The sequence below is a fragment of the Streptomyces sp. NPDC046465 genome (genome assembly GCF_040646035.1).
Classification (GTDB): domain Bacteria; phylum Actinomycetota; class Actinomycetes; order Streptomycetales; family Streptomycetaceae; genus Streptomyces.
This window is the reverse complement of sequence record NZ_JBEYZK010000017.1, coordinates 98,422-120,534: the sequence shown is the minus strand read 5'-3', so window position 1 is coordinate 120,534 and position 22,113 is coordinate 98,422. Positions and strand designations below refer to the sequence as shown.

Genomic DNA, 22,113 nt, shown 5'->3' with positions numbered 1-22,113 from the left:
CCCGACGCTCAGGACGCCGCGCGGTTGCCGATCGCCAACTCGACCTCGGCTCCTTCCGGAGTGAATTCCGGGGTGAACTCCCGCACGAGCCAAGCGCGTTCTTCGACAGCCCCGGCAGACGGCATCGGGCGCCCGGGAACAGGTGCGTGTGGCCGCACAGGGCAGGGACGGTGTCCGGCCCGGCGGGATCTGCGGCGGGCTGAGGCATGGGTGGGCTACGGGAGGGTCGGCGGCGTCCGGTCCCGCGCAGTCTGACGGCCGCGCCGCCCCGAGGCCACCCGGTCAGGGCCGCGTGGCCAGTGCGGTGAGGTAGTCGTCCAGAAGGTCCGTCTGTCGCTGCGGCGGGAACGCCGCAGGGTCGAACAGGGCCTGGACGACCAGGCCGAGCGCGAAGGACTCGGCACCGGCCGCGATGTCCGTGGGATCGCCGGCAGGCAGCTCGCCGAGCTCCTGGGCCGCGATCACCCGCTCGCGCATCCGGTCGCGGCCCTGGGCGTACTTGCGGGCGTAGTCGGCGCTCAGGGCGGGGTCGGACAGCGCGGTGTCCCAGGAGGAGACCCAGATCCGGTTGCTGTCGATGGCCTCGGGAGTCAGCGGCAGGATGTCCAGGAGCGCGTCCCTGAGGGCGGCAAGGCCCTTGCCCGACGTGCGGCGGGGGCGGGAGAGCGTGCGCTGTTCGAGCAGGTCGAGGGCGTACTCCACCAGGGCCCGCTTCGTGGGGAAGTAGTGCGTGAGCAGGCCGGTGGTCGCCCCCAGCTCGGCGGCGACGGCGCGCAGCGTCAGACCCGCGAAGCCGTGCGTGGCCATGACCTGCCAGACCGCCTCGGACACGTCGCGTCGGCGGGCTTCGTGATCTCCCTTGGTGCGTGGCATGCCGCCACGGTACATTGCCATAACACGTGTTATGCAAATAGGAGGCCCTCATGTTCTCGCTGTCGCTGCGCCATGGTGCTCGCCTTGCTCCGCTGGAGGTCTGGCATGCCGAGGAGTTCGCGGAGCACCTGGACCGGGCCCGCGAGCACATCCGCCCGTGGGTCGGCGCCGGGTTCGTCACCGACGACCTGGACGGCGCGCGGGCCACGCTCAAGCGCTACGCCGATCGCCAGGCCGACGACGGTGCCCGCCTGTACGGCATATGGCGGGACGGTGTCCTTGTCGGTGGCGTGATGTTCACGGACTTCGACGCCGCTGCCGGCTCGTGCGAGGTCGGCTGCTGGCTGGAGCCGTCCGCCGAGGGCCACGGTCTGATCACGCAGGCGTGCGGCGCGCTCCTTGACTGGGCGTTCGAGTCCCGTGGACTGCACCGCGCGGAGTGGCACTGCCGGGCCGACAACGACCGCAGCTCGGCGGTGGCCAAGCGGCTCGGCATGACGCTGGAGGGCGTACGGCGCGAGGCCTGGCCGTACGGGGGCGCGCGCCACGACAAGAAGGTCTGGGCGGTTCTCGCCCCCGAGCGGCGGGCGGTTTCAAACGACGTGGCCTGAGCACCGCTGTCAGTGATCGAGGTCGTACGAGTGACCTGACGAATGGCCTGTCGAGTGAGGGGAGCAGAGCATGTCCATGCCTACGTCCGTGCCCATGTCCATGGATGGCCGGTGCGCCGTGGTGACCGGTGCGGGGAGCGGGCTCGGGCGTGCCATCGCGCGGCGCCTGGCGGCCGACGGAGCGCACGTCGTGGTGGCCGGTGACAAGGAGGGGCCGCTGACGGAGACCGGGGGTCTGATCGCGGAGGAGGGCGGGGAGGCGGTCGCCATGCGGTGCGACGTCACCCGTGAGGAGGACGTGATCGCCCTGATGCGCCGGACGATGGACCGGTTCGGGCGTCTGGACGTATTGGTGAACAACGCGGGGGTCGAGTTCGCCAAGCGGGTGGAGGACACCACGGTCGGGGAGTGGGACCGGCTGATGGACGTCAACCTCAAGGGAGTGTTCCTCTGCGTCAAGCACGCGCTGCCCGGACTGCGCGGCGCGGGCAGCGGCGTCATCGTCAACGTCGCGTCCGAGCTCGCGCTGGTCGGATCGGAGGCGGTCGCGGCGTACTCGGCGTCCAAGGCCGGTGTGTTGCAGCTGACCCGGGCGCTGGCCGTCGACCATGCGGCCGACGGCATCCGGGTCAACACCCTCAGCCCCGGCGTGATCCTCACCGACCTGTTGCAGACGGCCCTGGACTCGACGGGTGACTCCGAGAAGCGGCGCAGGCAGTTCGAGGAACGTACTCTCCTTGGCCGCCTCGGCACCCCGGAAGAGGCAGCCGAGGCGGCACTGTTTCTGGCGTCGGACCGTTCCTCGTACATGACCGGCGCGAATCTCGTACTCGACGGGGGCTGGACCGCGCACTGACGCGGCCCTCTCCAGCCCCCCAAGGGTCCTGGATCAGCCGGTGGGCCCGCCGAACCAGCGGGAGAGGTGGGCGTCCAGGTCGCGCTGGTCGTCGCCGATCCAGGCGACGTGGCCGTCGGGCCGCAGCAGGACGCATGGGACGTCCAGCGCCGCGGTGGGATCCGCGAGGTGATCGACCCGGTCCGACCAGCCGCCGACGGTCAGTCGTTCGGTGCGGTCGAGGAGCAGTCCGCGGCCGCCGTGCAGCAGGTCGTAGAGGCGGCCCTGCTTCACGTCGATGTCGCGCAGGCGGCGGCCGAGCAGGTCGGGGCCTTCACCGAAGTCGTAGCGGATGCCGATCGCGGTGATCTTCTCGATCAGATGGCGGTTCACCTCGTCGAAGTCCATCAGTTCCGTGAGCAGCCTGCGCACGGCCCGCGGGCCCGGTTCGGTGGAGTGCAGTTCCATCTGGGCGCGCGTGTTGTCCAGCACGTCCTCGGCGACCGGGTGACGTTCGGCCTCATAGGTGTCGAGGAGGGTGTCCGGCGCCCAGCCGTTGATCTGGGCGGCCAGTTTCCAGCCGAGGTTGAACGCGTCCTGAACGCCCAGGTTGAGGCCCTGTCCGCCGGTGGGCGGATGGATGTGTGCCGCGTCGCCGGCCAGCAGCACCCGCCCGACCCGATACCGTTCGGCAAGCCGGGTGGCATCCCCGAAGCGGGACAACCAGCGCGGGGAGTGCACGCCGAAATCGGTTCCGGCGACGGCGCGCAGCTCCCGTCTGAAATCCTCCAGGGTGGGCGGCTCCGCGCGCTCGCTGACTCCCGCGGCGGGGACCACGACGCTGTAGGCCCCTTCGCCGAAGGGCCGGAGCCAGAATCGCCTGTTTGTCCTGCCGATTTCGGCCACCTTGGCGGCGACCTCCTCCCGCGGCACGCCCACTTTCATCTCGCCCATCAGCGTCTCGGTGTGCGAGGGCTCGCCGGGGAAGCCGACACCGAGCAGTTTCCGTACCGTGCTGCGCCCGCCGTCACAGCCGACGAGATAGCGCGACCGCAGCCGTTCGCCGTCGGCCAGCTCGACGGTCACGCCCTCGTCGTCCTGCTCGAAACCGGCCACGGCGCAGTCACGCCGGATCTGCGCACCCAGGTGAACCGCATGCCCTTCGAGCTGGTCGACGATGACCGGCTGCGGAATGCCCAGCAGATAGGCGTGCGCGGAGTCGAGGTCCTTGGGCGCGGGTTTGTCGATGGCGGCGAAGAATCCGGCGGCCGGACGCCGCCTTCCGTGTGCGAGAAGGCGATCCAGCAGTCCGCGCATGGCCATCAGCTCGAGGCTGCGCATGTGCAGGCCGACGATGCGGACGAACGACAGGGGCTCGGTCTCCTTTTCCAGGACGAGTACCCGTACGTCGTGCAGTCGCAGTTCGGCGGCCAGCATCGCGCCGGTCGGCCCGCACCCGGCGATGATCACGTCGTACCCGAGGGGTGCGTCCGGCGACGGAGCGGCGGTGAATCGCGGAGAGTCCACAGGTGTTGCCCTTCAGGAGTGCCTTGTGGTCGAGGCGCTCCCGGCGGACACCTACGTCAATCGCCGGCCGTGACGGGAAGGGGGAGCACCCACGTCGATGCAACGTTCATGGGTCTCACCTCCTCGGGCGGTGTCACGGTCGACCGCAAGCTATAAGCCCGGCCGTCGCCCCGTCCAACTCTTTTCGCCCGCGTTCTGCCCGCGTTCTGCCTGTGTTCGGCCTCTATTCGGCCTCTGTTCGGCCTGGGCGTGTCCGAAAGCCGGGTTTGTGCGGGGCCGTCCCTGCCGAGGAATGCCCCATGGCTGAGGACAATGCGGCGCGAGCCACCGATGTGGCCCGCGCGTACTACGACACCGATGACATCGATGCCTTCTACGCCCATACGTGGGGTGGCGAGGACATCCACGTCGGGGTGTACGCGGGCGAGGTGTACGCGGACGGGCAGGAGGGCATCGCCGCGGCCTCCGGGCGGACCGTCGCGCGGATGGCTGCGGCGGTGAGTGACGGGCTCGGCCCCGGCACGTCGGTCCTGGATCTGGGGTCCGGCTTCGGAGGCGCGGCCCGCAGACTCGCCGACCGGTTCGGTTGCCGCGTCGTGGCCCTGAACATCAGCGAGGTCCAGAACGCCCGGCACCGCGAACTCAACGCGCGGCGCGGCCTCGACGACCGGATCGAGGTGGTGTCGGGTTCCTTCCAGGACATCCCCGCGCCCGACGCGTCGTTCGAGGTCGTCTGGTCCCAGGAAGCCCTGTGCCACAGCGGTGACCGGGCCGGTGTGCTCCGGGAAGCACACCGGGTCCTCAAGCCCGGCGGCCACCTGGTGTTCACCGACGTCATGGCCGCCGAGGACGCCCCCGGCGACGCACTCCGGTCGGTCGCGGAGCGCCTGCGCCTCACCGACGTCGCCACGCCCGCCTTCTACGACGCACACCTGCGGTCACTCGGGTTCGCCGACGTCGGATTCGACGATCTCAGCGACCACATCGAGACGCACTACCACCACCTGACCGAGGCAGTCCGCACCCCGGCGCCGGGCCTGGTGAAGAGCGTCAGCGCCCCGTACATCGACCACCTGCGAACGAGCCTGCCGGAGATGGCCGCCGCCTGCCGAAACGGATACGTGAGGTGGGGCATCTTCCACGGCCGGCGCGCCTGACGCGCGAAGCAGGGACCTCAGGCGGGGAAGTTCATCAGTGCCACGGGTGCGCTGGTGGGTTCGGACGATCCTCCGGTGGGTTCCAGGGTGATGCCCATGCCGGTGGCCTGGTCGATGTGGCCGTCCAGCAGGAGGGAGTCCGTGCTCTTGCCGGGGTTCAGGAGCCCGGCCGGCCGCATGCTTCCGTCGTCGTCGAACCACAGTTGGTAGACCTTGCCCCGCGGGGGAGCGGGCAGCTCGGCCGCCAGGAAAACGGCCCGGTCGCGGCTTGCGGAGACGACGACGGTCGCGTTGCCGCCGCCGGACAGCTTGCCGGTGCGGGTCCTGGCGTCGGGGGCGGCCAGGACCGCGGCGACGTCGTCGGCCTGACGCTGCGTCCGCTGTGCCTGCTCGCGGGCGTTCTGGGCCTGCTGATGCTGCCAGACGGCGGTGCCGCCCAGGCCCGCCGCCGCAGCCAGGCAGGCCGCGAGCGCCCAGCGCGAGAGACGGTAGGACCGCTGTCGTACGTTGCCGGGGCCGGGGCCGGGGCCGGGGTCGGTCGTGGCGAGGGGGACTTCCTGGCGGACGGTGGTGATGCGGCGCAGGACCTCGTCCTTCATGCCCGGTCGGGGCGCGACCGCGGCGGCCTGCCCCAGACGGGCCGCGGTCGCGGTGAACTCGCGCACCTCCTGCGCGCAGGTGTCGCACCGCGTGAGGTGCTCCTCCACCGCCGCGCGCTCCTCGTCGTCCAGCGCGTCCACCGCGTAGGCACCCGTGAGGGTGTGCGGGTCGTCGATGATGCTCATGCGCTGACCCCCAGGCAGTCGCGAAGACGAATGAGTCCGTCCCTGAGGCGGGTCTTGATGGTTCCCAGCGGAAGAGCGAGAAGTTCGGCCACCTGCCGGTAGGTCAGGCCGCGGTAGTAGGCCAGGGTGACGGACTGCCGTTGGACTTCGGTCAGGGTGCGCAGGCAGCGGCGTACCTGTTCGTGTTCAAGGCGGGTCTCCACCTGTTCGCTGACCTCGTCGAAGTCCCGGTCGCGCGCGAGGAGTGCGGCTTTGCGGTCGCGGGCCGCGGAGGCTTCGACGGAGCGCACCCGGTCGATGGCCCGGCGGTGGGCGAGTGTGAGGATCCAGTTCCGTGCCGTTCCGAGGTCGTGCCGGTAGCGGGGTGCCGTGCGCCAGACTTCCAGCAGCACTTCCTGGGCCACTTCCTCGGACTGGGCGTGATCGCGCAGCACGGCACGGACGACCCCGAGCACGGGTCCGGCCACGGCGTCATAGATCCCGGAGAAGGCCTTCTGGTCGCCCTGGGCGACCCGGGCGACGAGCTCTTGAAGATCGGGTCCCGGAGTGGTCCATGACCCGATGTGCACGACTTCCTTCACGCAGCGGTCCTCCATGGAGCGGGCGTACGACGCTGGCTACTCCCATGATTCGGAGCGACGGCGGTGGCGGATTGGTCCACCTCGGGCCGAGCCCGGGATTCACACGGGCGCCCGCGGCCCGAGGGCAGAGCTGGACACGGCCGCGCCACCGGGCGACTGTCAGAGGAGGCGGCGTGCCCCGGACGGCGGTGCGGCAGAGCCCGTACGCGTGAATGACCAATCCGGACGCGGGGCGAGGACGGATTCCTGAGCATGGACGACGTGACACATCAGCCGCTCCGCGGCATCGGACGCCTCTCGCTCGGTGCCCTGAGCGGCCTGCTCGCCGGATACGCCGCCGTCGCGGTCGCCGAACTGGTCGCCGCCGCGGTACGGCCCGAGGCGGGGCCCGTCGTCGCGGTCGGCGGGGCGGCGATCGACCGGACACCGGCGTCGGTGAAGGACTGGGCCATCCGTCAGTTCGGCACCGACGACAAACTGATCCTGCAGCTGGGCATCCTCGGCGTGCTCGGGGTGCTCGCCCTGGTCCTGGGCATGGTCGCGGCCCGATGGCGGCTGATGGGTTCGAGCGGCGTTTTGGCCTTCGGGGCCGTCGGGGCGCTGGCCGCCGTCAGCCGTCCCGACTCGACGGGTTTCACCGACGCGCTGCCCTCCGTTCTCGGCGCGGTCGCCGGGGCCGTCCTGCTGCACTGGCTGATCGGTCGTCTGGACCGGACGATGTTTCCGGCGGCTCCGGCGGCTCCGGCGGCTCCAGCAGAGCCAGCGGTTTCGGCGGCCACCGCGGCCGAACCCGGCTGGGACCGGCGGGGATTCATCCTCGCGGCCACCGCCGCTGCCGCCGCGTCGACCGGTGCCGGTCTGGCCGGGCGGGCTCTGAACGGCTCGCAGGGCCAGAAGGCGGTCGCCTCACGCAACGCCGTGACGCTGCCCGCTCCCTCCTCGAAGGCCGCGCCCGTGCCACGCGGCACCGCGCTGAGGATCAACGGCATCAGCCCGTTCACCACCCCCAACGGCGACTTCTACCGCGTCGACACCGCCCTGGTCGTACCCAAGGTCGACGCCACCCGATGGCGGCTGCGCATCCACGGCCAGGGCGTCGAGCGCGAAGTGCGGCTTTCCTTCGACGACTTGCTCGGCATGCCGCTCATCGAGCGGGACATCACCCTGACCTGCGTGTCCAACGAGGTCGGCGGGCCCTACGCAGGCAACGCCCGCTGGATCGGCGTACGACTGGCCGATCTTCTGGAGCGGTGCGGGGTGAAGTCCCCCTCCAAGGGCGGGTCCGCGGATCAACTGGTGGCGCGCTCGGTGGACGGAATGACCATCGGCACCCCGGTGGAGGACGTCATGGACGGCCGCGACGCGATGCTCGCCCTCGGCATGAACGGGCAGCCGCTGCCCTTCGAGCACGGCTTTCCCGTCCGCATGGTGGTGCCCGGCCTGTACGGCTACGTCTCGGCCTGCAAATGGATCAAGGACATCGAACTCACCACCTTCGACGCCTACGACTCGTACTGGGTGAAGAGGGGCTGGGCCCAACGTGCCCCGGTCAAGACTCAGTCGCGCATCGACACCCTCAAGCCCTTCGGCCGCCCGAAGGCCGGCACGATCATGGTCGCCGGTGTGGCCTGGGCCCAGCACCGCGGTATCGACAAGGTCGAGGTACGCGTGGACGACGGGCCCTGGCAGGAGGCCGATCTCGCCGCCGAGGACACCCGTGACACCTGGCGCCAGTGGTCGTACCCCTGGCGGGCGACGAAGGGGAGCCACACAGTCACCGTCCGGGCCACGGACCGCACCGGCGAGACCCAGACGGACGAGCGCACCCGCACCATCCCCGACGGCGCCTCCGGCCGCCACTCCGTCGCGGTCACCGTCGACTGAACCGTGCCGCAGGGCCGTTTCACGCTGTCGCGTGATGGACCAATCCGTGGGGCGATCAGTTCCGGATTCCAGATGATGAGGGCAGCGGGCCCTCACGGAAACTGATCGTCGAGGGATTGCCATGCAGACTCGTATCCGCCGCGCAGCTGTCACCGTCGCCGCGGCCGCCCTGCTGCCGCTGGGGCTGACGGCCTGTTCTGACGGCGACTCAAAGGACAAGGCGTCCGACAGTGCATCGGAAACGGCCTCCAAGGGAGCCGACAAGGCGGGCCCGTCCCAGGACATGGGGAGCATGAGCGAGCCGTTCGGTCCGGCTTGTTCCACCGTGCCCAAGGACGGCAAGGGCAGCTTCGACGGCATGGCCGAGGATCCGGTCGCCACCGCCGCCTCGAACAATCCGGCCCTGTCCACGCTCGTCACGGCCGTGCGGAAGGCCGGACTCGTCGACACGCTCAACAACGCCAAGGACATCACCGTCTTCGCCCCGACCAACGACGCCTTCGCGAAGATCCCCAAGGCCGACCTGGACAAGGTCCTGGGCGACAAGGACCAGCTCACCAAGATCCTCACGTACCACGTGGTCGGCAAGAAGCTCGCCCCCGGGGACCTGGCGGACGGCTCCTTCGAGACGCTGGAGAAGAGCAGGCTCACCACGTCCGGATCCGGCGAGTCGTACAAGGTCAACGACAGTGCCGACGTGGTGTGCGGCAACGTGAAGACCGCCAACGCCAACGTCTACATCATCGACACCGTCCTCATGCCCAAGAGCTGAGAGCCTGCCTTTGGACCCCCGTCGTCCACACAGGCCCCGGCTTGCGCGCCGACGGGATCGCTTGTGGGTGCTTCGGATGTGGGTGGTTCGGGCAGCCAGTCGCGAGCCGGGTCGTACTCCAGCCACCGCCTGCGCCCGGCCTCCCCCGCGCAGGCGGCGGTGAGTCCGGCAAGGCCCGGGTGCGCGTCGCCGGTGCGCCACAGCAGTGACCAGGCGTACAGCGGCGTGGGATCGACCAGGGGGACGGAGCGCAGTCCGGGGACCTCCGGCAGCGGCACATCCGCGGGTAGCAGGGAGAAGCGTCGCGGCTCTTCCGCCACCTCGGCAAGGAAGTGGGCAAGCCCCAGGTTGACGCTCGTCGCTGTGTTCCGGATGCCGAACCGGTCGGCGAACCGGTTGAGGAAGTCGAGCCGGTTCAGCGGGCCGGGCGCCCACAGCACGCTGCCGCGCAACTGGTCCGGGCGCAGCGCCGGTTCGGCTGCGAGCGGATGGTCCTCGCTCAGCACGGCATCCACCGGCTCCAGGCGGACGAGGCGGTGGGCAAGGCCGGCGGGCAGCGGGGGGTGGACGCGACCGAAGGCCGCGTCGATGTCGCCGCGCAGCAGCGCCGTCGTCACCGACGGCAGATCGCGCCCGTGCCCCGACGTCCAGTCTCCGGCCCGCCCCGCGACCTGGGCCAGCGTCCGCATCGGCGCATAGAGGTGACCCCAGACGTCCACGCGCAGCGGATCATCCGTGCCGACCACCGCCGCGACAGCGGCGTCGGCGGCGGCCACGACCTGCCGGGCAGGCAGGAGGAAACGCTGTCCGGCCTCGGTGAGGCGTACGCCGTTGCCGCCGCGCCGGAACAGTTCGATGCCGAGCAGGGATTCCAGCCGCGCGATCCTCTTGGACAGTGCTTGCTGGGAGATGGCGAGGGTGCCGGCCGCCCGCCCGAAGTGCAGTTCTTCGGCGGTGCGCACGAAGGCCCGTACCTGCGCCACGTCGAGATCCACGGCTCCCACCATAGGTGACAACCAAACGTTGTCGGCTGTGCTCGTGCGTTGTTGGATCGTGGGACGGCCGCGGGGGTTGCATCCTCCCCATGCAAAGACTGATTCCCACGGGGGAAGCGGCGCGGCCGGTCGCCTTCGCCGAGTTCCCCCAGCCCGTGCCGGAGCCCGGTGAGGCCCTGATCAAGGTCGAGGCGATCGCGCCGAACCGGGGCGAGACCTTCCTCCTCGAGCGCCCCGGGCCGGGGCTGTTGCCCGGCAAGGACATCGCAGGGCTCGTCGTACAGGCGGCGGCCGACGGCTCCGGCCCCCGCATCGGCACCCGCGTGGTCGGGCACCCGGCGCTGGGCGGCTGGGCGGAGTACGCCGCCGTGCCCACGCACTCCCTCTCGGTGCTCCCGGACAGCATCGACAGCGTACGGGCGGCGGCTCTGCCCCTGGCCGGGATCACCGCCCTGCGGCTGCTGCGTACGGCCGGTTCCCTGGCCGGCCGACGGGTGCTCCTGACCGGCGCCTCGGGCGGCGTCGGCCACTACATCACCGAGCTGGCCGTCGGCGCGGGAGCCGAACTGACCGCGGTGACGGCCACGCCGGTACGCGGTGAACGGCTCGCGGAGCTGGGTGCGACGGTGGTGCACGAGGTCGCGGCGGCTCAGGGACCGTTCGATGTCGTCCTTGAGTCCACGGGCGGGCCGGATCTGCCCATCGCCCTGTCGAAGGTGCGGCCGGGCGGCACGCTCGTCTGGTTCGGCCAGGCCAGCCGCACCCCGGCGACCCTCGACTTCTTCCAACTGCTCGGCGGGCCCGAGCGCGTCACGATCCAGCACTTCCACTACGCGGGCGCCCCGTACGGCTTCGATCTCGCAGCCCTGGTGAGGCTCGTGGAACAGGGCCGGTTGCACCCGGAGATCGGCCGCGTCACCGACTGGGCACAGACCGCCGACACCCTGGTCGACCTGCGCGAGCGCCGGATACGCGGCAAGGCCGTCCTGCTGACCGGAGGAGCACGATGAGCGCCGCCGAGTTCGCCGCCGCCCAGTGGACACGCGCCACCGGCACGGGCGTCGACCCTCACGAGTACCGGCGCGTCACAGGCGGCCTCGTCCGTGTCGCCGACTGGGGGCCGTCCTTCCTGCGCACCGGACACGGACACCTCCGGCGCGCGCAGGAAGCGGCATCACCGCGCTCGCAGGGTGAGCACTTCCTGATGGCGGCCCGGTGGTTCCACCTGGCGACCCTGGCGCCGTACCCGGAGGCCCACCGTGCCGCCGCAGAGGCGGATCACGCCTTGAGCCGGGGCCTCACCGTGCTGGAGCCCGATGCGCGGCGGGTGAGCGGCGAGGGCTTCACCGGCTGGCTGCGCGGCCCCGCCGACGCGCCGGGGACCGTGGTCGTCGTCCCCGGCCTCGACTCGGCCAAGGAGGAGTTCCTCGATCTGGTGTCCGCGCTGCTGGCCAGGGGTCTTGCGGTGTTCGCGATGGACGGCCCCGGACAGGGCGTGCTCGCGGGGACCACGACCTTCGTCCCGGACTACGAGCGGGTCGTGGGCCGGGTCATCGACGCCCTCGGCGTCGCACGCGTCGGGCTCGTCGGCCTGAGCCTGGGCGGGTACTTCGCGGCCCGTGCCGCGGCGTGGGAGCCGCGGGTGGCGGCCCTCGCCACCGTCAGCGGTCCCTTCCGCCTCGACTGGGAGCAACTGCCACCGCCCGTACGGGACATCATGGCCACGCGCACCGGGGGCACCGACGCCGCCCACGAGTTCGTACGCCAGGTGGACCTCGCCACCCCGGCACTCCGCATCACGGCTCCGCTGCTGGTCGTGGACGGCGGCCAGGACGTCATCCCCGGCGTGACGAACGGGGAGCCGCTGGCCCGTCTGGCACCGCACGGCAGCTACCTGTCCGTCCCGCACGGCGACCACCTCCTCGGCAACGCGCGGCCCGACTGGCTGCCCCACCTCAGCGACCACCTCGCGCACACCCTGACGGGAACAACGGCATGAACCGCTTCACCGGCATGAACCGCTTCACCGGCAAGACCGTCCTCATCACCGGTGGCACCAGCGGCATGGGTCTGGCGACAGCACACCGCCTCGTCGCCGAAGGCGCCCACGTCGTCGTCACCGGCCGCAGCCGCGCACGGCTTGACGCGGCCGTCGGAGAACTCGGCCCCAGTGCCTCGGGCGTCGTGGCCGACGCCGCCGAACTCGGCGCGGTGGACGCGTTGATGGAGACCGTACGGGCGGGGCTGACGGAGTTCACACGGATCCCGCGGGGGGCGAGTGCGGCGGCGACACGCCGATGTACCCCGCCGACGCGCTGACCCGAGCGGAGGCGGAGGCGGTCACCGGTCAGATCGTCGCCGGCCGCTTCGGACGCTCGGAAGAGGTCGCCGCGGCTGTCGCGTTCCTCGCCTCGCCCGACGCGTCGTACGTCAACGGTCAGGATCTCGTCATCGACGGCGGCCTGGTCGGCGCCGTCCCCTCGACCGCCCCTGAGCGTACCCGCGGGCGGTAGCCGTAGCCCCTCACGGTCGGCGTGAGCGCAACTCCAGGGCGCGCAGCACCATTTCCGTGGCGAAGCGGCGGTCCGGTGAGGCCAGCAGGTCGCCGAAGACCTTCTCCAGGTTGCGCAGCCGGTAGCGGACCGTCTGCGGGTGAAGATGGAGCATTTCGGCCATCTGCAGGACGTTCCCCCGGGTGTCGAGCCACGCGCGCAGGGTGTGGATGAGCCGGTCGCGCTGGTTGGCCGTGAGGCCCGCCAGCGGGGCGAGCTGCTGCCTGGCGAGCGCCGAGATCAGGCCGGGGTCGGCGAAGAGGGTGAGGGTCACCAGGTGGTCCTCGCAGTAGATGTACGAGGTGTCGTCGAGGATGCCCGCCTCGGCGAGGCTCAGGGCTCTTCGCGCCCACTGCAGGGACTCCGCCGCGTCCGCGAGCGGCACGGTCAGGCCGACGGCCGCGCGGATGCTGCGCGGGGCGGCGTCCATGAAGGCGCGGCGGCACTCGTCGACGGCCCCGGGGATCAGGGCGTGCGGGAGCGGGGAGCTGAGGTCGACCAGGACGTCCTCGGAGACCGCGCCCCGTTCCGGTTTGCCGTCGGCGCTGAACGCGATCGGGGTGACCTCTTCGGGCAGCTTCCACCTGGCGCGCTCGGCGAGTTCGACGAGGGTCGCCCGGGGAGCGGCCACGTCCGAGAGGAGGTGCTTCAGGAGCCGTTGGCGCTGGATGTCCTGGCCCTGCTCCATCTCCGCCCGCGCCTCCAGATAGCCCTCGCGGGAGACCTCTATGAGGTTGTCCACGTAGAGCAGCAGGGCGTCGGCGAAGGAGAGCATCAGGCCGGCCGGCAGATTGAGCCGCCGGAGCACCCGTTTGGCCCGGTTGAGGGCGAGCCGGGTGCCGAGCCGGAAGATCGCCTGCATGGTGTCCAGGCTGCGGCCCTCGTAGGCCTCGAAGCGGCCGAACATGCGGCAGACCTTGTCGCGCTGGACGGTGGACGTGTCCGGGGCGGCGACCTGATCCACGAAGCTCGTCAGATTGTGCTCGACGACGAGATGCACGGCCCGGGAGTAGGGGCCGTCGAGGACTTCGGCGTACTCGGGGTAGGAGCGCCGGATCTCGTCGATGACTTCCTGAATCAGTCCGGGCAGTTCGGGCCGCATGACCGCGGCGAATTCGCGTGGGAGAGCAGACGCCGGATGTCCCGCATCCACCGCCTTCAGTGAAGTTGTCATGGAACTCCCCTTACTCCGCCCGTGATCGAAACCGCTGACCGGTCATAATTGATCTTGGCGCTTCGGGACGTCTGGCACGTTAGACCAAAGGCAGTCGGTGTGCACCCTGCTCGCCACTCTCAGCTGACAACTCCGTCCCGTTGGTGCCGTGTTCAGGGCGCCCTGCCCGTGCGGCGTCCGTCAAGAGTCCGGCAGCAGAGTGCTCACTTATGGACGAAGCCGCACCCGGAATTGCTGCTCGGGGGACAAGGAAATACCCGCTGGTCACGGGCCGGGATGCTTTTGCAATTCGACCGTTGCGCCGCTCAGTTACCCGTGCGTAAGGTCCGGATCGCAAGCTGAACAGGTAGCAGATCGGGCCTAGTCAGAAGCCATTTCCCGATGCCTGACCCGGTCCTCCGAGGTGCGGATCTCCCCTTCGCACACGTGGCCCCGACGGCTTCAGGACCACTTGAGGACCTTTCCACCGGACCCCGCGGCGGCCCCCCTGCCGCGGGGTCCGCCCTCTGATCGGAGAGCAGCGATGACCGGTGCCCTGAGCGGCGGGCGTACCACCCGACTGGCCGTGGTCACCGTCGTGGCCTGCGTACTCGGGCTGCTGCCCGGCTCGGGGTCTGCCGCGCGGGATCAGCGGGAGGCCCGGCTCACGGCCGCGTACGACTGCGCGCTGCCGTCGGGTGTCCGGCAGGTCGAGGTCGCCTTCGACGCCACGTTTCCCGGGCGCGGTGTGGCCGGGAAGCCGATCAGGCCCATGGCGGTGAGTGTGCGGGTGAGCCTGCCGCGGCCGGTCGTCGCGGAGCTGCTGCCTGAGGGGGCGGTGTCGATGACGGGGTCGGCCGCGGTGGTCATGGCGGTCGCTCAGGGGCGGGAGCGGGCCCGTGCCGAGTGGGCGGACCTGGCCTCCGCCGAGGTGCAGCTGCCCGCGCGGGGCGCCGTCGAGCTCGGGCTCAGCGGCGACGTGCCGTATGTGACGGTCGGTTCCGGAGGCGATGTCGCCTTCAGGGCAGGGAAGTTGAGCCTCGCGATCGACGCCTCCACCGCCTCGGCCACCGGGAGCCCGGTCGTGGCCACCCCGGCCCGGCTCGCCTGCGTCCCCGCCCGGGGCGCGGAGACCCTGCTCGCGACCGTCCCCGTCGACGCTGCCGCCTCAGGGACACCTTCGGCACCGAACACCGGAGACGAAGGCGACGGCGACGGCGACGGCGACGAGAGCAGCGACACCCCGAACACCCCGAACAGCCCCCCGAAGGGCGTCGACACCGGGCCGCAGCCCCGAGCCGCCACGGACGTGTGCCCCGCGGAGCCGCCCAAGGGCAGGCTCGACCCGCAGCGACTGCCTCCCGTGCCCGCGGGCGGCGAGGTCAGCGAGCTGGAGCCGACCTCGACGTGCGCGGTGCCGGTGGGCTTCGCCACCTTGCGCAAGCTGAAGAGCTCCACCCTCGTCAACGACCCGCGCGGACGCCGGGTCGGGCTCATGCACCTCGCCATGCGGCTGCGCGAGGTCAGGGCGCCCGGATACGTGGAGTACGACCACCTCGGGGACATGCGACTGCCCGACGCCGAGGGCACGTTCCTCACCTTCGGGTTTCAGCCGACCACCGCCCGGATCCGCTTCGAGCCGGAGCCGGCGACCATCGTCAACATCATCCGTCCGGGCAAGCCGCCGCAGACCCGGGTCGGCTACCGCCAGCATCTGCGCCTGTACGACGTACGGGTCAACGGGGTGCCCCTCGACGTCGGTCCCCGGTGCCGCACCTCGCGCCCCGTCGAGACGCAGCTCACCGGCAGCTATCCGGTGAGCGAGGGCGGACTGCTCCAGGGCGAGCTCGACATACCGCCGCTCGCAGGGTGCGGTGCGCACGGCGAGGACCTGGACGCACTGCTCTCGGGCGCGGTCTCAGGACCCGGCAACGTCCTGAAGATCCGCCAAGGGCGCGTCTGCGGCGCCGGATCGCCCTGCACGGTCCCGGAGCTCCCCGGGCTCTGAAGCGCAGGGCGGGCCGCGCGAGGCCGAAGCGTGAACAGCGAGCAACCCCGAACTCTGAGCAAGGAGGTGCGATGGGAGTCGAAGTGGTCGTCGAAGGGCTGACCAAGTCGTTCGGCAAGCAGAACATCTGGCAGAACGTGACGCTCACCCTGCCGCGCGGCGAGGTCAGCGTGATGCTCGGCCCGTCCGGCACCGGCAAGACGGTCTTCCTGAAGTCGATCGTCGGCCTGGTCCGCCCCGAGCGCGGGCACGTCCTCATCGACGGCGTGGACATGGTCAACAGCCGCGAACGGGACGTGTACGAGGCCCGGAAGCTGTTCGGCCTGATGTTCCAGGACGGTGCGCTCTTCGGCTCGCTCAGCCTCTTCGACAACGTCGCGTTCCCGCTGCGCGAGCACACCCGCAAGAAGGAGTCGGAGATCCGCCGCATCGTCATGGAGCGGCTCGACCTGGTCGGCCTCGCCGGTGCCGAGAAGAAGCTGCCCGGCGAGATATCCGGCGGCATGCGCAAACGCGTGGGCCTGGCCCGGGCCCTGGTGCTCGACCCGCAGATCATCCTGTGCGACGAGCCGGACTCGGGGCTCGACCCGGTGCGCACGTCGTATCTCTCGCAGCTCCTCATCGACATCAATGCCGAGATCGACGCGACGATGCTCATCGTCACCCACAATCTCGACATCGCGGCGACCGTCCCGGACAACATGGGCATGCTCTTCCGCCGCAACCTCGTGATCTTCGGGCCCCGCGAAGTGCTCCTCACCAGCGAGGAGCCGGTGGTCGAGCAGTTCCTCAACGCCCGCAGGGCGGGCCCCATCGGCATGTCGGAGGAGAAGGACCAGGCCACCCTGGACCTGGAGGCCGCGCACGGCATCGTCGCCGGACCCGCCACGGAGCGGACCATCGTGCCGCAGCTCGCGCCCACCCCCGGACTGCCGGAGCGCCAGGCGGTGCGCCGCCGCAGGGAGCGGGTCCAGAGCATGCTGCACGAGCTGCCGCCCGCCGCCCGCCGCGCCGTCGAGGCGAGCCTGCGGGGCGGCGACGGGCGTTCGCGGGATGGCGGCGGAGGGCCGCGGGATGGCGACGGAGGGCCGCTGGGTGTCGACGGAGATCCGCTGGGTGGCGGCGGAGATCCGCTGGGTGGCGGCGGAGATCCGCTGGGTGGCGAGGCGCCCACGCTCGCCGCGCACCGCCTGAGCAGGGGAGCGGGCGCATGAGCGCTCCGCCCGCCGCGCGTGCGCCGCTGCCGGGCCTGGGTGTGCTGCGCGAGATCGGCCAGATGTTCATGCTCGCGGTGAGCGTCCTGCGCCTGACCTTCAAACGGCCCTTCCAGGGGCGGGAGTTCGTCGAGCAGTTCTGGTTCATCGCCAGCGTCACGATCCTGCCCGCGATGCTGGTGACGATCCCGTTCGGAGCGGTGATCGCCCTCCAAGTGGGTTCCCTCATCGAGCAGTTCGGCGCCCAGTCCTTCACCGGCGGCGCCAGCGTCCTCGTCATCATCCAGCAGGCGAGCCCGCTGATCGTGTCCCTGCTCATCTCGGGCATCGCCGGGTCCGCGATCTGCGCGGACCTCGCCTCGCGCACCATCCGCGAGGAGCTCGACGCCATGCGCGTCATGGGCGTCTCACCCGTCCAGCGCCTCGTCGTCCCCCGGGTGCTCGCCGTGATGCTGGTCGGGCTGCTCCTCAACGGCCTGGTCTCCGTGGTGGGCATCCTCGGAGGCTATTTCTTCAACGTCGTGATGCAGAACGGCACTCCGGGCGCGTACGTCGCCAGCTTCTCCGCCCTCGCCCAACTGCCCGACCTCTACATCAGCGAGCTGAAGGCGCTGATCTTCGGCTTCATCGCCGGGGTCGTCGCCGCGTACCGCGGACTCCATCCGAAAGGGGGGCCGAAGGGCGTGGGCGACGTGGTGAACCAGTCCGTCGTCTTCACCTTCCTCATCCTCTTCTTCGTCAACATGGTCCTGACGGGCGTCTATCTTCAGCTCGTCCCCCCGAAGGGGCTGTGACCCATGGCCCTGACCGAACGCGGACGCGAGAGCCGCGCCTTCGCCTGGCTGGACCGGCCGGGCGACGAACTGCTCTTCTACGCACGGGCGTTGTTCTGGATACCGCGCGCCGTGCGCCGCTACCCCAAAGAGATCCAGCGCCTCCTCGCCGAGGTCGCCTTCGGCAGCGGCGGGCTCGGGGTGATCGGCGGCACCGTCGGCGTCATGATCGGCATCACCGTGTTCACCGGCACGGTCGTCGGCCTCCAGGGGTACGCGGCGCTCAGCCAGATCGGCACCGACGCGTTCACCGGATTCGTCTCCGCCTACTTCAACACCCGGGAGATCGGCCCGCTCGTCGCCGCCCTCTCCCTGTCCACCACGGTCGGCGCGGGCTTCACCGCACAGCTCGGCGCGATGCGCATCAGCGAAGAGGTCGACGCCCTGGAGAGCATGGGCGTGCGCTCCACACCGTTCCTCGTGAGCACCCGCATCGTGGCAGGCACGCTCGCGATCATCCCGCTGTACGGCATCGGCCTGCTCGGCTCCTATCTGGCCTCACGCGCGACGACCGTGCTGTTCAACTCGCAGTCCACGGGCACGTACGACCACTACTTCCATCTCTTCCTGGTCCCCACGGACGTGCTCCTGTCCTTCCTCAAGGTGCTGGTCTTCAGCGTGCTCGTGATCCTCGCGCACTGCTACTACGGCTTTCGCGCCTCGGGCGGACCGGCCGGGGTCGGGGTGGCCGTCGGCCGCTCGGTGCGCACCGCGATCGTCCTCATCAGCGTCACCGACTTCTTCCTCAGCCTGGCGCTCTGGGGCGCCACGACCACGGTGAAGGTGGCCGGATGAGCGCCCCGCCGACGACCCGGCCCCGCCCGGCGGCGGCCCAGGTGCCGCGCACCCGCCCCACGGAGGGCGCGCTCGCCCGCCGCAGACGGCTCGCCGGAGTCGTGTACCTCGTGGTGCCCGCCCTGCTGGTGTGGCTGTCGATCGCCGTGTACGAGAAGAAGTTCACGGCCGCCGCCACCGTCGTCGTCGAAACGGCGCGGGCCGGCAGCGAGATGCACCCGAGCGCCGAGGTCAAGCTGCGCGGCGTCGTCGTCGGCGAGGTCAAGAAGATCGACACGGGCGGCTCCACCGCGCGGCTCACCCTCGCCCTGCAGCCCGACAAGATCGGCCGGGTTCCGTCCGACGTGCGGGCCCAGCTCCTGCCGACCACCCTCTTCGGACAGCGGTACGTGGCCCTCGTACCGCCCGCACACCCCTCGGCGCGGCCGCTCACCGCGGGCAGCGTCATCCCGCAGGACCGCAGCCGCAGTGCCGTCGAACTGGAGCAGGTCCTCGACAATCTGCTGCCCCTGCTGACCGCCGTACAGCCGCAGGACCTCTCGGCCACGCTGTCCGCCCTCGCCAAGGCCCTCGAAGGGCGGGGCGAGAGGCTCGGCGACTCGCTGGTGACGCTGAACGGCTATCTGAAGGGCTTCAACCCCCATCTGCCGTCCCTGAACAAGGACATCAAGGAGCTCGTCGAGCTGAGCGACACCTATGCCGAGGCGGCCCCCGACCTCGTCGACGCGCTGCACGACGCCACCGTCACGAGCGCCACCATCGCCGAGCGGCGGACCGAGCTCTCCGCGCTGTACGCGTCCGTCACCAGCAGCTCCCAGGAGTTCGGCAGCTGGCTGCGCGCCAACCGGGCCAACCTCATCCGGCTGACCGCGACCGGCCGCCCGACCCTGGAGATCCTCGCGCGGTACGCGCCCGCCTTCCCCTGCACCCTGCGCACGGTCGCCGACTTCGTCCCGGCCATGGACGCCGCCCTCGGCAAGGGCACGGACCGGCCCGGCCTGCGCGTCGATGTGCGGGTCCTCCCCTCGCGCGGCGCCTACGTGCCGGGCAGGGACGCACCCCGCTACGGGGCGGGCGGCGGGCCGCGCTGCTACCCCGTCCCCTACGCGGGCGGCTCGTACTCCGCGCGACAGAGCACGGCCACCACCCTCAGCGGTGTGTCCGGCGGTCTCGGCGTGGCCAACTCGCCCCAGGAGAACGACCTTGTCACCGAGCTCCTCGCCGCACCGGACCGGGCCCGGCGCGGCTCCCTGCCCGACTGGTCGAGCGTCCTCGCCGGACCGGCCTTCCGCGGGGCGGAGGTGAAGCTGAGGTGAGCGGACAGCGCAGCCTGACCGGACCCGCCGTCAAGTCGCTGATCTTCATCGTGGTGACCGCCCTGGCCACCACCGTGCTCGCCCTGAGCGTCGCGGGCACCGATGTCGGCAGGACCCGCGCCTACAAGGCCTGGTTCACCGACGCCACCGGCCTGAACGAGGGCGACTCCGTGCGCATCGCCGGGGTGAAGGTCGGTCAGGTGTCTTCGATCGAGATCGTCCAACGCCGTTACGCGGAGGTCGAGTTCGCGCTGGACGCGGACCGGGGCATGCCCGCCTCCGCGACGGCGTCCATCAAGTACCTGAACATGATCGGGCAGCGCTTCGTCGAGCTGCGCCGGGGTGCGGGGCCGGTCGGCCGCGCCTTGCGCCCGGGACAGACCATCCCGCTGAGCCGCACCACCCCGGCGCTGGACCTGACCCAGCTCTTCAACGGGTTCCAGCCGCTGATGCAGGGCCTCTCCCCGAAGGAGACCAACCAGCTCGCGGCGTCGATCGTGCAGGTCCTCCAGGGCGAGGGCGGGACGGTCGAGAGCCTGCTGCGGACGGTCGGTTCGCTGACCACGACGGTCGCCACCAAGGACCGGGTGATCGGGGAGGTCATCAGCAACCTCAACCGGGTCCTCACCTCCGTCAACACCCGGCAGAAGGGCTTCACCGAACTCATCGGAACCGTCGAGAAGCTCGTCTCCGGCTTCGCCGACGACCGCAGGACCATCGGCCGGTCCGTCGACTCCCTCGGCAAGCTCAGCGTGAGCACGGCGGGCCTGTTCCGGGAGAGCCGGGCCCCCCTGAAGAACGGCATCCGCGATCTGGGGCGGGTGTCCGGGACCCTCGCCGCCAACGCGCCGCTGGTCGAGAACTTCCTGGAGAAGACACCGCGGAAGATGGCGGCCGTCTCCCGGATCGCGTCCTACGGGTCCTGGCTGAACCTCTACCTCTGCGAAGCGAAGCTCAGCGGTGTCACCACCTACGACGGCAGTCCGCCGCCGACCGGGCTCGCGATCAAGGACGCGAGGTGCCGGGCATGAAGCGGCCCCGACTGCGGCGACCCCGCATCAAGCCCTTCGGCGAACGCAACCCGGTGGCCGTCGCCCTCGCCGGGCTCCTGGCCATGACCCTCGTCGGGCTGCTCGCCTACAACGCCGCGTCGCTGCCCCTGATCGGCGGAGGCGGCACCCGCTACACCGCCGACTTCCGGGACTCGGTGGGGCTCAAGGCGGGTGACGAGGTGCGGATCGCCGGTGTACGGGTCGGCAAGGTGGCGGACGTCGCCCTTGACGGCCCCAAGGTGAAGGTCACCTTCGAGGTGCGGGACGCCTGGATCGGCGACCGCAGCACCGTCGGCATCGCCATCAAGACGCTGCTGGGCGCCAAATACCTGGCCGTGGACCCGCTCGGCAGCCGTAAGCAGGACCCCGGCAAGCGCATCCCGGCCCGCCGCACCACCTCCCCGTACGACGTGATGGAGGCCTTCAACGGCCTGAGCCGTACGACCGGTGATCTCGACGAGGACCAGCTCGCCAAGAGCTTCGAGGCCGTCACAGGGGTCTTCGCGAAGACTCCACCGCACGTTCGCAAGGCCATGACGGGACTTGCCGCGCTCTCCCGGACGATCTCCAGGCGCAATGACGAACTGTCCGAACTCCTCGCTGGAACAGCCAAGTTCACCACGTCCCTGAACAGCAAGCGGACGGAGTTCGAGCGGCTCCTGGACAACGGCAACCTGCTCCTCGAAGAGGTACGCCACCGGCGGAAGGCCGTCCACGCCCTGCTCACCGGCGCCCGTGACCTCGGCACGGAGATCAGCGGCCTCGTCGACGACAACGATCGGCAGCTGGGGCCCGCGCTCACCGCGCTCGACCGGGTCACCGACGTCCTCGCCAAGAACAAGAAGAACCTCGACAAGGCCCTCGCCGCCGCCGGACCGTACTACCGGCTCGTCGGCAACACCCTCGGCAACGGGCGCTGGATGGACGGCTATCTGTGCGGCCTTGTCCCCAAGGACTATCTATCTACGGGTACGGGCACGGGTACGGGCCCGGCCACCGGGTGCATGCCGCCGAAAACGCCTGATGCGCTGAGAACGCCGCAGCGGGGAGGCGGCCGATGATGGCCCGCACACGAGCACCTGCACGCGGATACGGACGTGGATACGCACGCGGATACGGACGTGGATACGCACGCGGATACGGACGTGGATACGCACGCGGATACGGACG

At 70.8% G+C, this 22,113-nt stretch carries 22 protein-coding genes; 16 read left to right on the top strand and 6 right to left on the bottom strand.

Annotation, left to right across the window (positions count from 1 at the left end; genetic code table 11):
- Positions 1 to 282 precede the first annotated feature (282 nt).
- Positions 283 to 873, bottom strand: a complete 591-nt coding sequence (locus ABZ953_RS26130) for a TetR/AcrR family transcriptional regulator (RefSeq protein WP_361728001.1) — start codon at positions 871 to 873, stop codon at positions 283 to 285.
- Positions 874 to 923: 50 nt separating this feature from the next.
- On the opposite strand from ABZ953_RS26130, the gene ABZ953_RS26125 reads away from it, so the two are divergent.
- Together ABZ953_RS26125 and ABZ953_RS26120 are read left to right on the top strand one after the other, a co-directional pair.
- The gene (locus tag ABZ953_RS26125) at positions 924 to 1,484 is read left to right on the top strand and encodes a GNAT family protein (RefSeq protein WP_361727998.1); all 561 of its coding nucleotides are present in this window, start codon (positions 924 to 926) and stop codon (positions 1,482 to 1,484) included.
- A gap of 70 nt (positions 1,485 to 1,554) precedes the next feature.
- Positions 1,555 to 2,340 carry a glucose 1-dehydrogenase gene (locus ABZ953_RS26120; RefSeq protein WP_361727995.1) on the top strand — a complete coding sequence of 262 codons (786 nt, stop codon included), beginning with the start codon at positions 1,555 to 1,557 and terminating at the stop codon, positions 2,338 to 2,340.
- Positions 2,341 to 2,373: 33 nt separating this feature from the next.
- Here ABZ953_RS26120 and rox read toward each other — a convergent pair whose 3' ends face one another.
- Positions 2,374 to 3,846, bottom strand: a complete 1,473-nt coding sequence (rox, locus tag ABZ953_RS26115) for a rifampin monooxygenase (protein ID WP_361727992.1) — start codon at positions 3,844 to 3,846, stop codon at positions 2,374 to 2,376.
- Between the two features lie 299 nt (positions 3,847 to 4,145).
- Here rox and ABZ953_RS26110 point away from each other — a divergent pair, with 299 nt between their 5' ends.
- Positions 4,146 to 5,003 (top strand): methyltransferase domain-containing protein, encoded by an 858-nt coding sequence (locus ABZ953_RS26110; RefSeq protein ID WP_361727989.1) that lies wholly within the window; start codon positions 4,146 to 4,148, stop codon positions 5,001 to 5,003.
- A gap of 17 nt (positions 5,004 to 5,020) precedes the next feature.
- Here the strand turns inward: ABZ953_RS26110 and ABZ953_RS26105 are convergent, their stop codons facing one another.
- Positions 5,021 to 5,788: an anti-sigma factor gene (locus ABZ953_RS26105; RefSeq protein ID WP_361727987.1), complete on the bottom strand. Its 768-nt coding sequence runs from the start codon at positions 5,786 to 5,788 to the stop codon at positions 5,021 to 5,023.
- Positions 5,785 to 6,369, bottom strand: coding sequence for a sigma-70 family RNA polymerase sigma factor (locus ABZ953_RS26100; protein ID WP_361727985.1), 585 nt, complete (start codon positions 6,367 to 6,369; stop codon positions 5,785 to 5,787). The genes ABZ953_RS26105 and ABZ953_RS26100 overlap by 4 nt, the downstream gene beginning before the upstream one ends.
- 252 nt (positions 6,370 to 6,621) lie before the next feature.
- Here ABZ953_RS26100 and ABZ953_RS26095 point away from each other — a divergent pair, with 252 nt between their 5' ends.
- Together ABZ953_RS26095 and ABZ953_RS26090 are read left to right on the top strand one after the other, a co-directional pair.
- A complete protein-coding gene (locus ABZ953_RS26095; protein WP_361727982.1) occupies positions 6,622 to 8,253 on the top strand; it encodes a sulfite oxidase in 1,632 nt (543 codons plus the stop codon).
- Between the two features lie 121 nt (positions 8,254 to 8,374).
- Positions 8,375 to 9,025 carry a fasciclin domain-containing protein gene (locus ABZ953_RS26090; RefSeq protein ID WP_361727979.1) on the top strand — a complete coding sequence of 217 codons (651 nt, stop codon included), beginning with the start codon at positions 8,375 to 8,377 and terminating at the stop codon, positions 9,023 to 9,025.
- Here the strand turns inward: ABZ953_RS26090 and ABZ953_RS26085 are convergent.
- Complete coding sequence (locus ABZ953_RS26085; RefSeq protein WP_361727976.1) at positions 8,989 to 10,020, bottom strand: LysR family transcriptional regulator; 1,032 nt, start codon at positions 10,018 to 10,020, stop codon at positions 8,989 to 8,991. The two genes, ABZ953_RS26090 and ABZ953_RS26085, sit on opposite strands and share 37 nt — an antisense overlap.
- An 89-nt stretch (positions 10,021 to 10,109) precedes the next feature.
- On the opposite strand from ABZ953_RS26085, the gene ABZ953_RS26080 reads away from it, so the two are divergent.
- From ABZ953_RS26080 to ABZ953_RS26065, 4 genes are read left to right on the top strand one after another with little or no spacing between them, the layout of a single operon-like run.
- A complete protein-coding gene (locus tag ABZ953_RS26080; protein WP_361727973.1) occupies positions 10,110 to 11,030 on the top strand; it encodes a zinc-binding dehydrogenase in 921 nt (306 codons plus the stop codon).
- Positions 11,027 to 12,019, top strand: a complete 993-nt coding sequence (locus ABZ953_RS26075; protein ID WP_361727970.1) for an alpha/beta fold hydrolase — start codon at positions 11,027 to 11,029, stop codon at positions 12,017 to 12,019. The genes ABZ953_RS26080 and ABZ953_RS26075 overlap by 4 nt, the downstream gene beginning before the upstream one ends.
- Complete coding sequence (locus ABZ953_RS26070; protein WP_361727967.1) at positions 12,016 to 12,339, top strand: SDR family NAD(P)-dependent oxidoreductase; 324 nt, start codon at positions 12,016 to 12,018, stop codon at positions 12,337 to 12,339. Before ABZ953_RS26075 ends, ABZ953_RS26070 begins: the two co-directional genes overlap by 4 nt.
- A complete protein-coding gene (locus tag ABZ953_RS26065) occupies positions 12,318 to 12,533 on the top strand; it encodes an SDR family oxidoreductase (protein ID WP_361727964.1) in 216 nt (71 codons plus the stop codon). Before ABZ953_RS26070 ends, ABZ953_RS26065 begins: the two co-directional genes overlap by 22 nt.
- 10 nt (positions 12,534 to 12,543) lie before the next feature.
- Here the strand turns inward: ABZ953_RS26065 and ABZ953_RS26060 are convergent, their stop codons facing one another.
- Positions 12,544 to 13,746, bottom strand: coding sequence for a helix-turn-helix domain-containing protein (locus tag ABZ953_RS26060; protein WP_361727962.1), 1,203 nt, complete (start codon positions 13,744 to 13,746; stop codon positions 12,544 to 12,546).
- A 523-nt stretch (positions 13,747 to 14,269) separates the two neighbouring features.
- Here ABZ953_RS26060 and ABZ953_RS26055 point away from each other — a divergent pair.
- From ABZ953_RS26055 to ABZ953_RS26025, 7 genes are all read left to right on the top strand, one after another.
- Positions 14,270 to 15,733 carry a DUF6801 domain-containing protein gene (locus ABZ953_RS26055; RefSeq protein WP_361727959.1) on the top strand — a complete coding sequence of 488 codons (1,464 nt, stop codon included), beginning with the start codon at positions 14,270 to 14,272 and terminating at the stop codon, positions 15,731 to 15,733.
- Between the two features lie 71 nt (positions 15,734 to 15,804).
- The gene (locus tag ABZ953_RS26050; protein WP_361727957.1) at positions 15,805 to 16,947 is read left to right on the top strand and encodes an ATP-binding cassette domain-containing protein; all 1,143 of its coding nucleotides are present in this window, start codon (positions 15,805 to 15,807) and stop codon (positions 16,945 to 16,947) included.
- Positions 16,944 to 17,741: an ABC transporter permease gene (locus ABZ953_RS26045; protein ID WP_361727954.1), complete on the top strand. Its 798-nt coding sequence runs from the start codon at positions 16,944 to 16,946 to the stop codon at positions 17,739 to 17,741. Before ABZ953_RS26050 ends, ABZ953_RS26045 begins: the two co-directional genes overlap by 4 nt.
- A 3-nt stretch (positions 17,742 to 17,744) precedes the next feature.
- Complete coding sequence (locus ABZ953_RS26040) at positions 17,745 to 18,575, top strand: ABC transporter permease (protein ID WP_361727951.1); 831 nt, start codon at positions 17,745 to 17,747, stop codon at positions 18,573 to 18,575.
- Positions 18,572 to 19,891: an MCE family protein gene (locus tag ABZ953_RS26035; protein WP_361727948.1), complete on the top strand. Its 1,320-nt coding sequence runs from the start codon at positions 18,572 to 18,574 to the stop codon at positions 19,889 to 19,891. The genes ABZ953_RS26040 and ABZ953_RS26035 overlap by 4 nt, the downstream gene beginning before the upstream one ends.
- Positions 19,888 to 20,922 (top strand): MCE family protein, encoded by a 1,035-nt coding sequence (locus ABZ953_RS26030; protein ID WP_361727945.1) that lies wholly within the window; start codon positions 19,888 to 19,890, stop codon positions 20,920 to 20,922. The genes ABZ953_RS26035 and ABZ953_RS26030 overlap by 4 nt, the downstream gene beginning before the upstream one ends.
- Entirely contained in the window at positions 20,919 to 22,004 is a 1,086-nt protein-coding gene (locus tag ABZ953_RS26025; protein WP_361727943.1) for an MCE family protein, read from the top strand. Before ABZ953_RS26030 ends, ABZ953_RS26025 begins: the two co-directional genes overlap by 4 nt.
- Positions 22,005 to 22,113 lie beyond the last annotated feature (109 nt).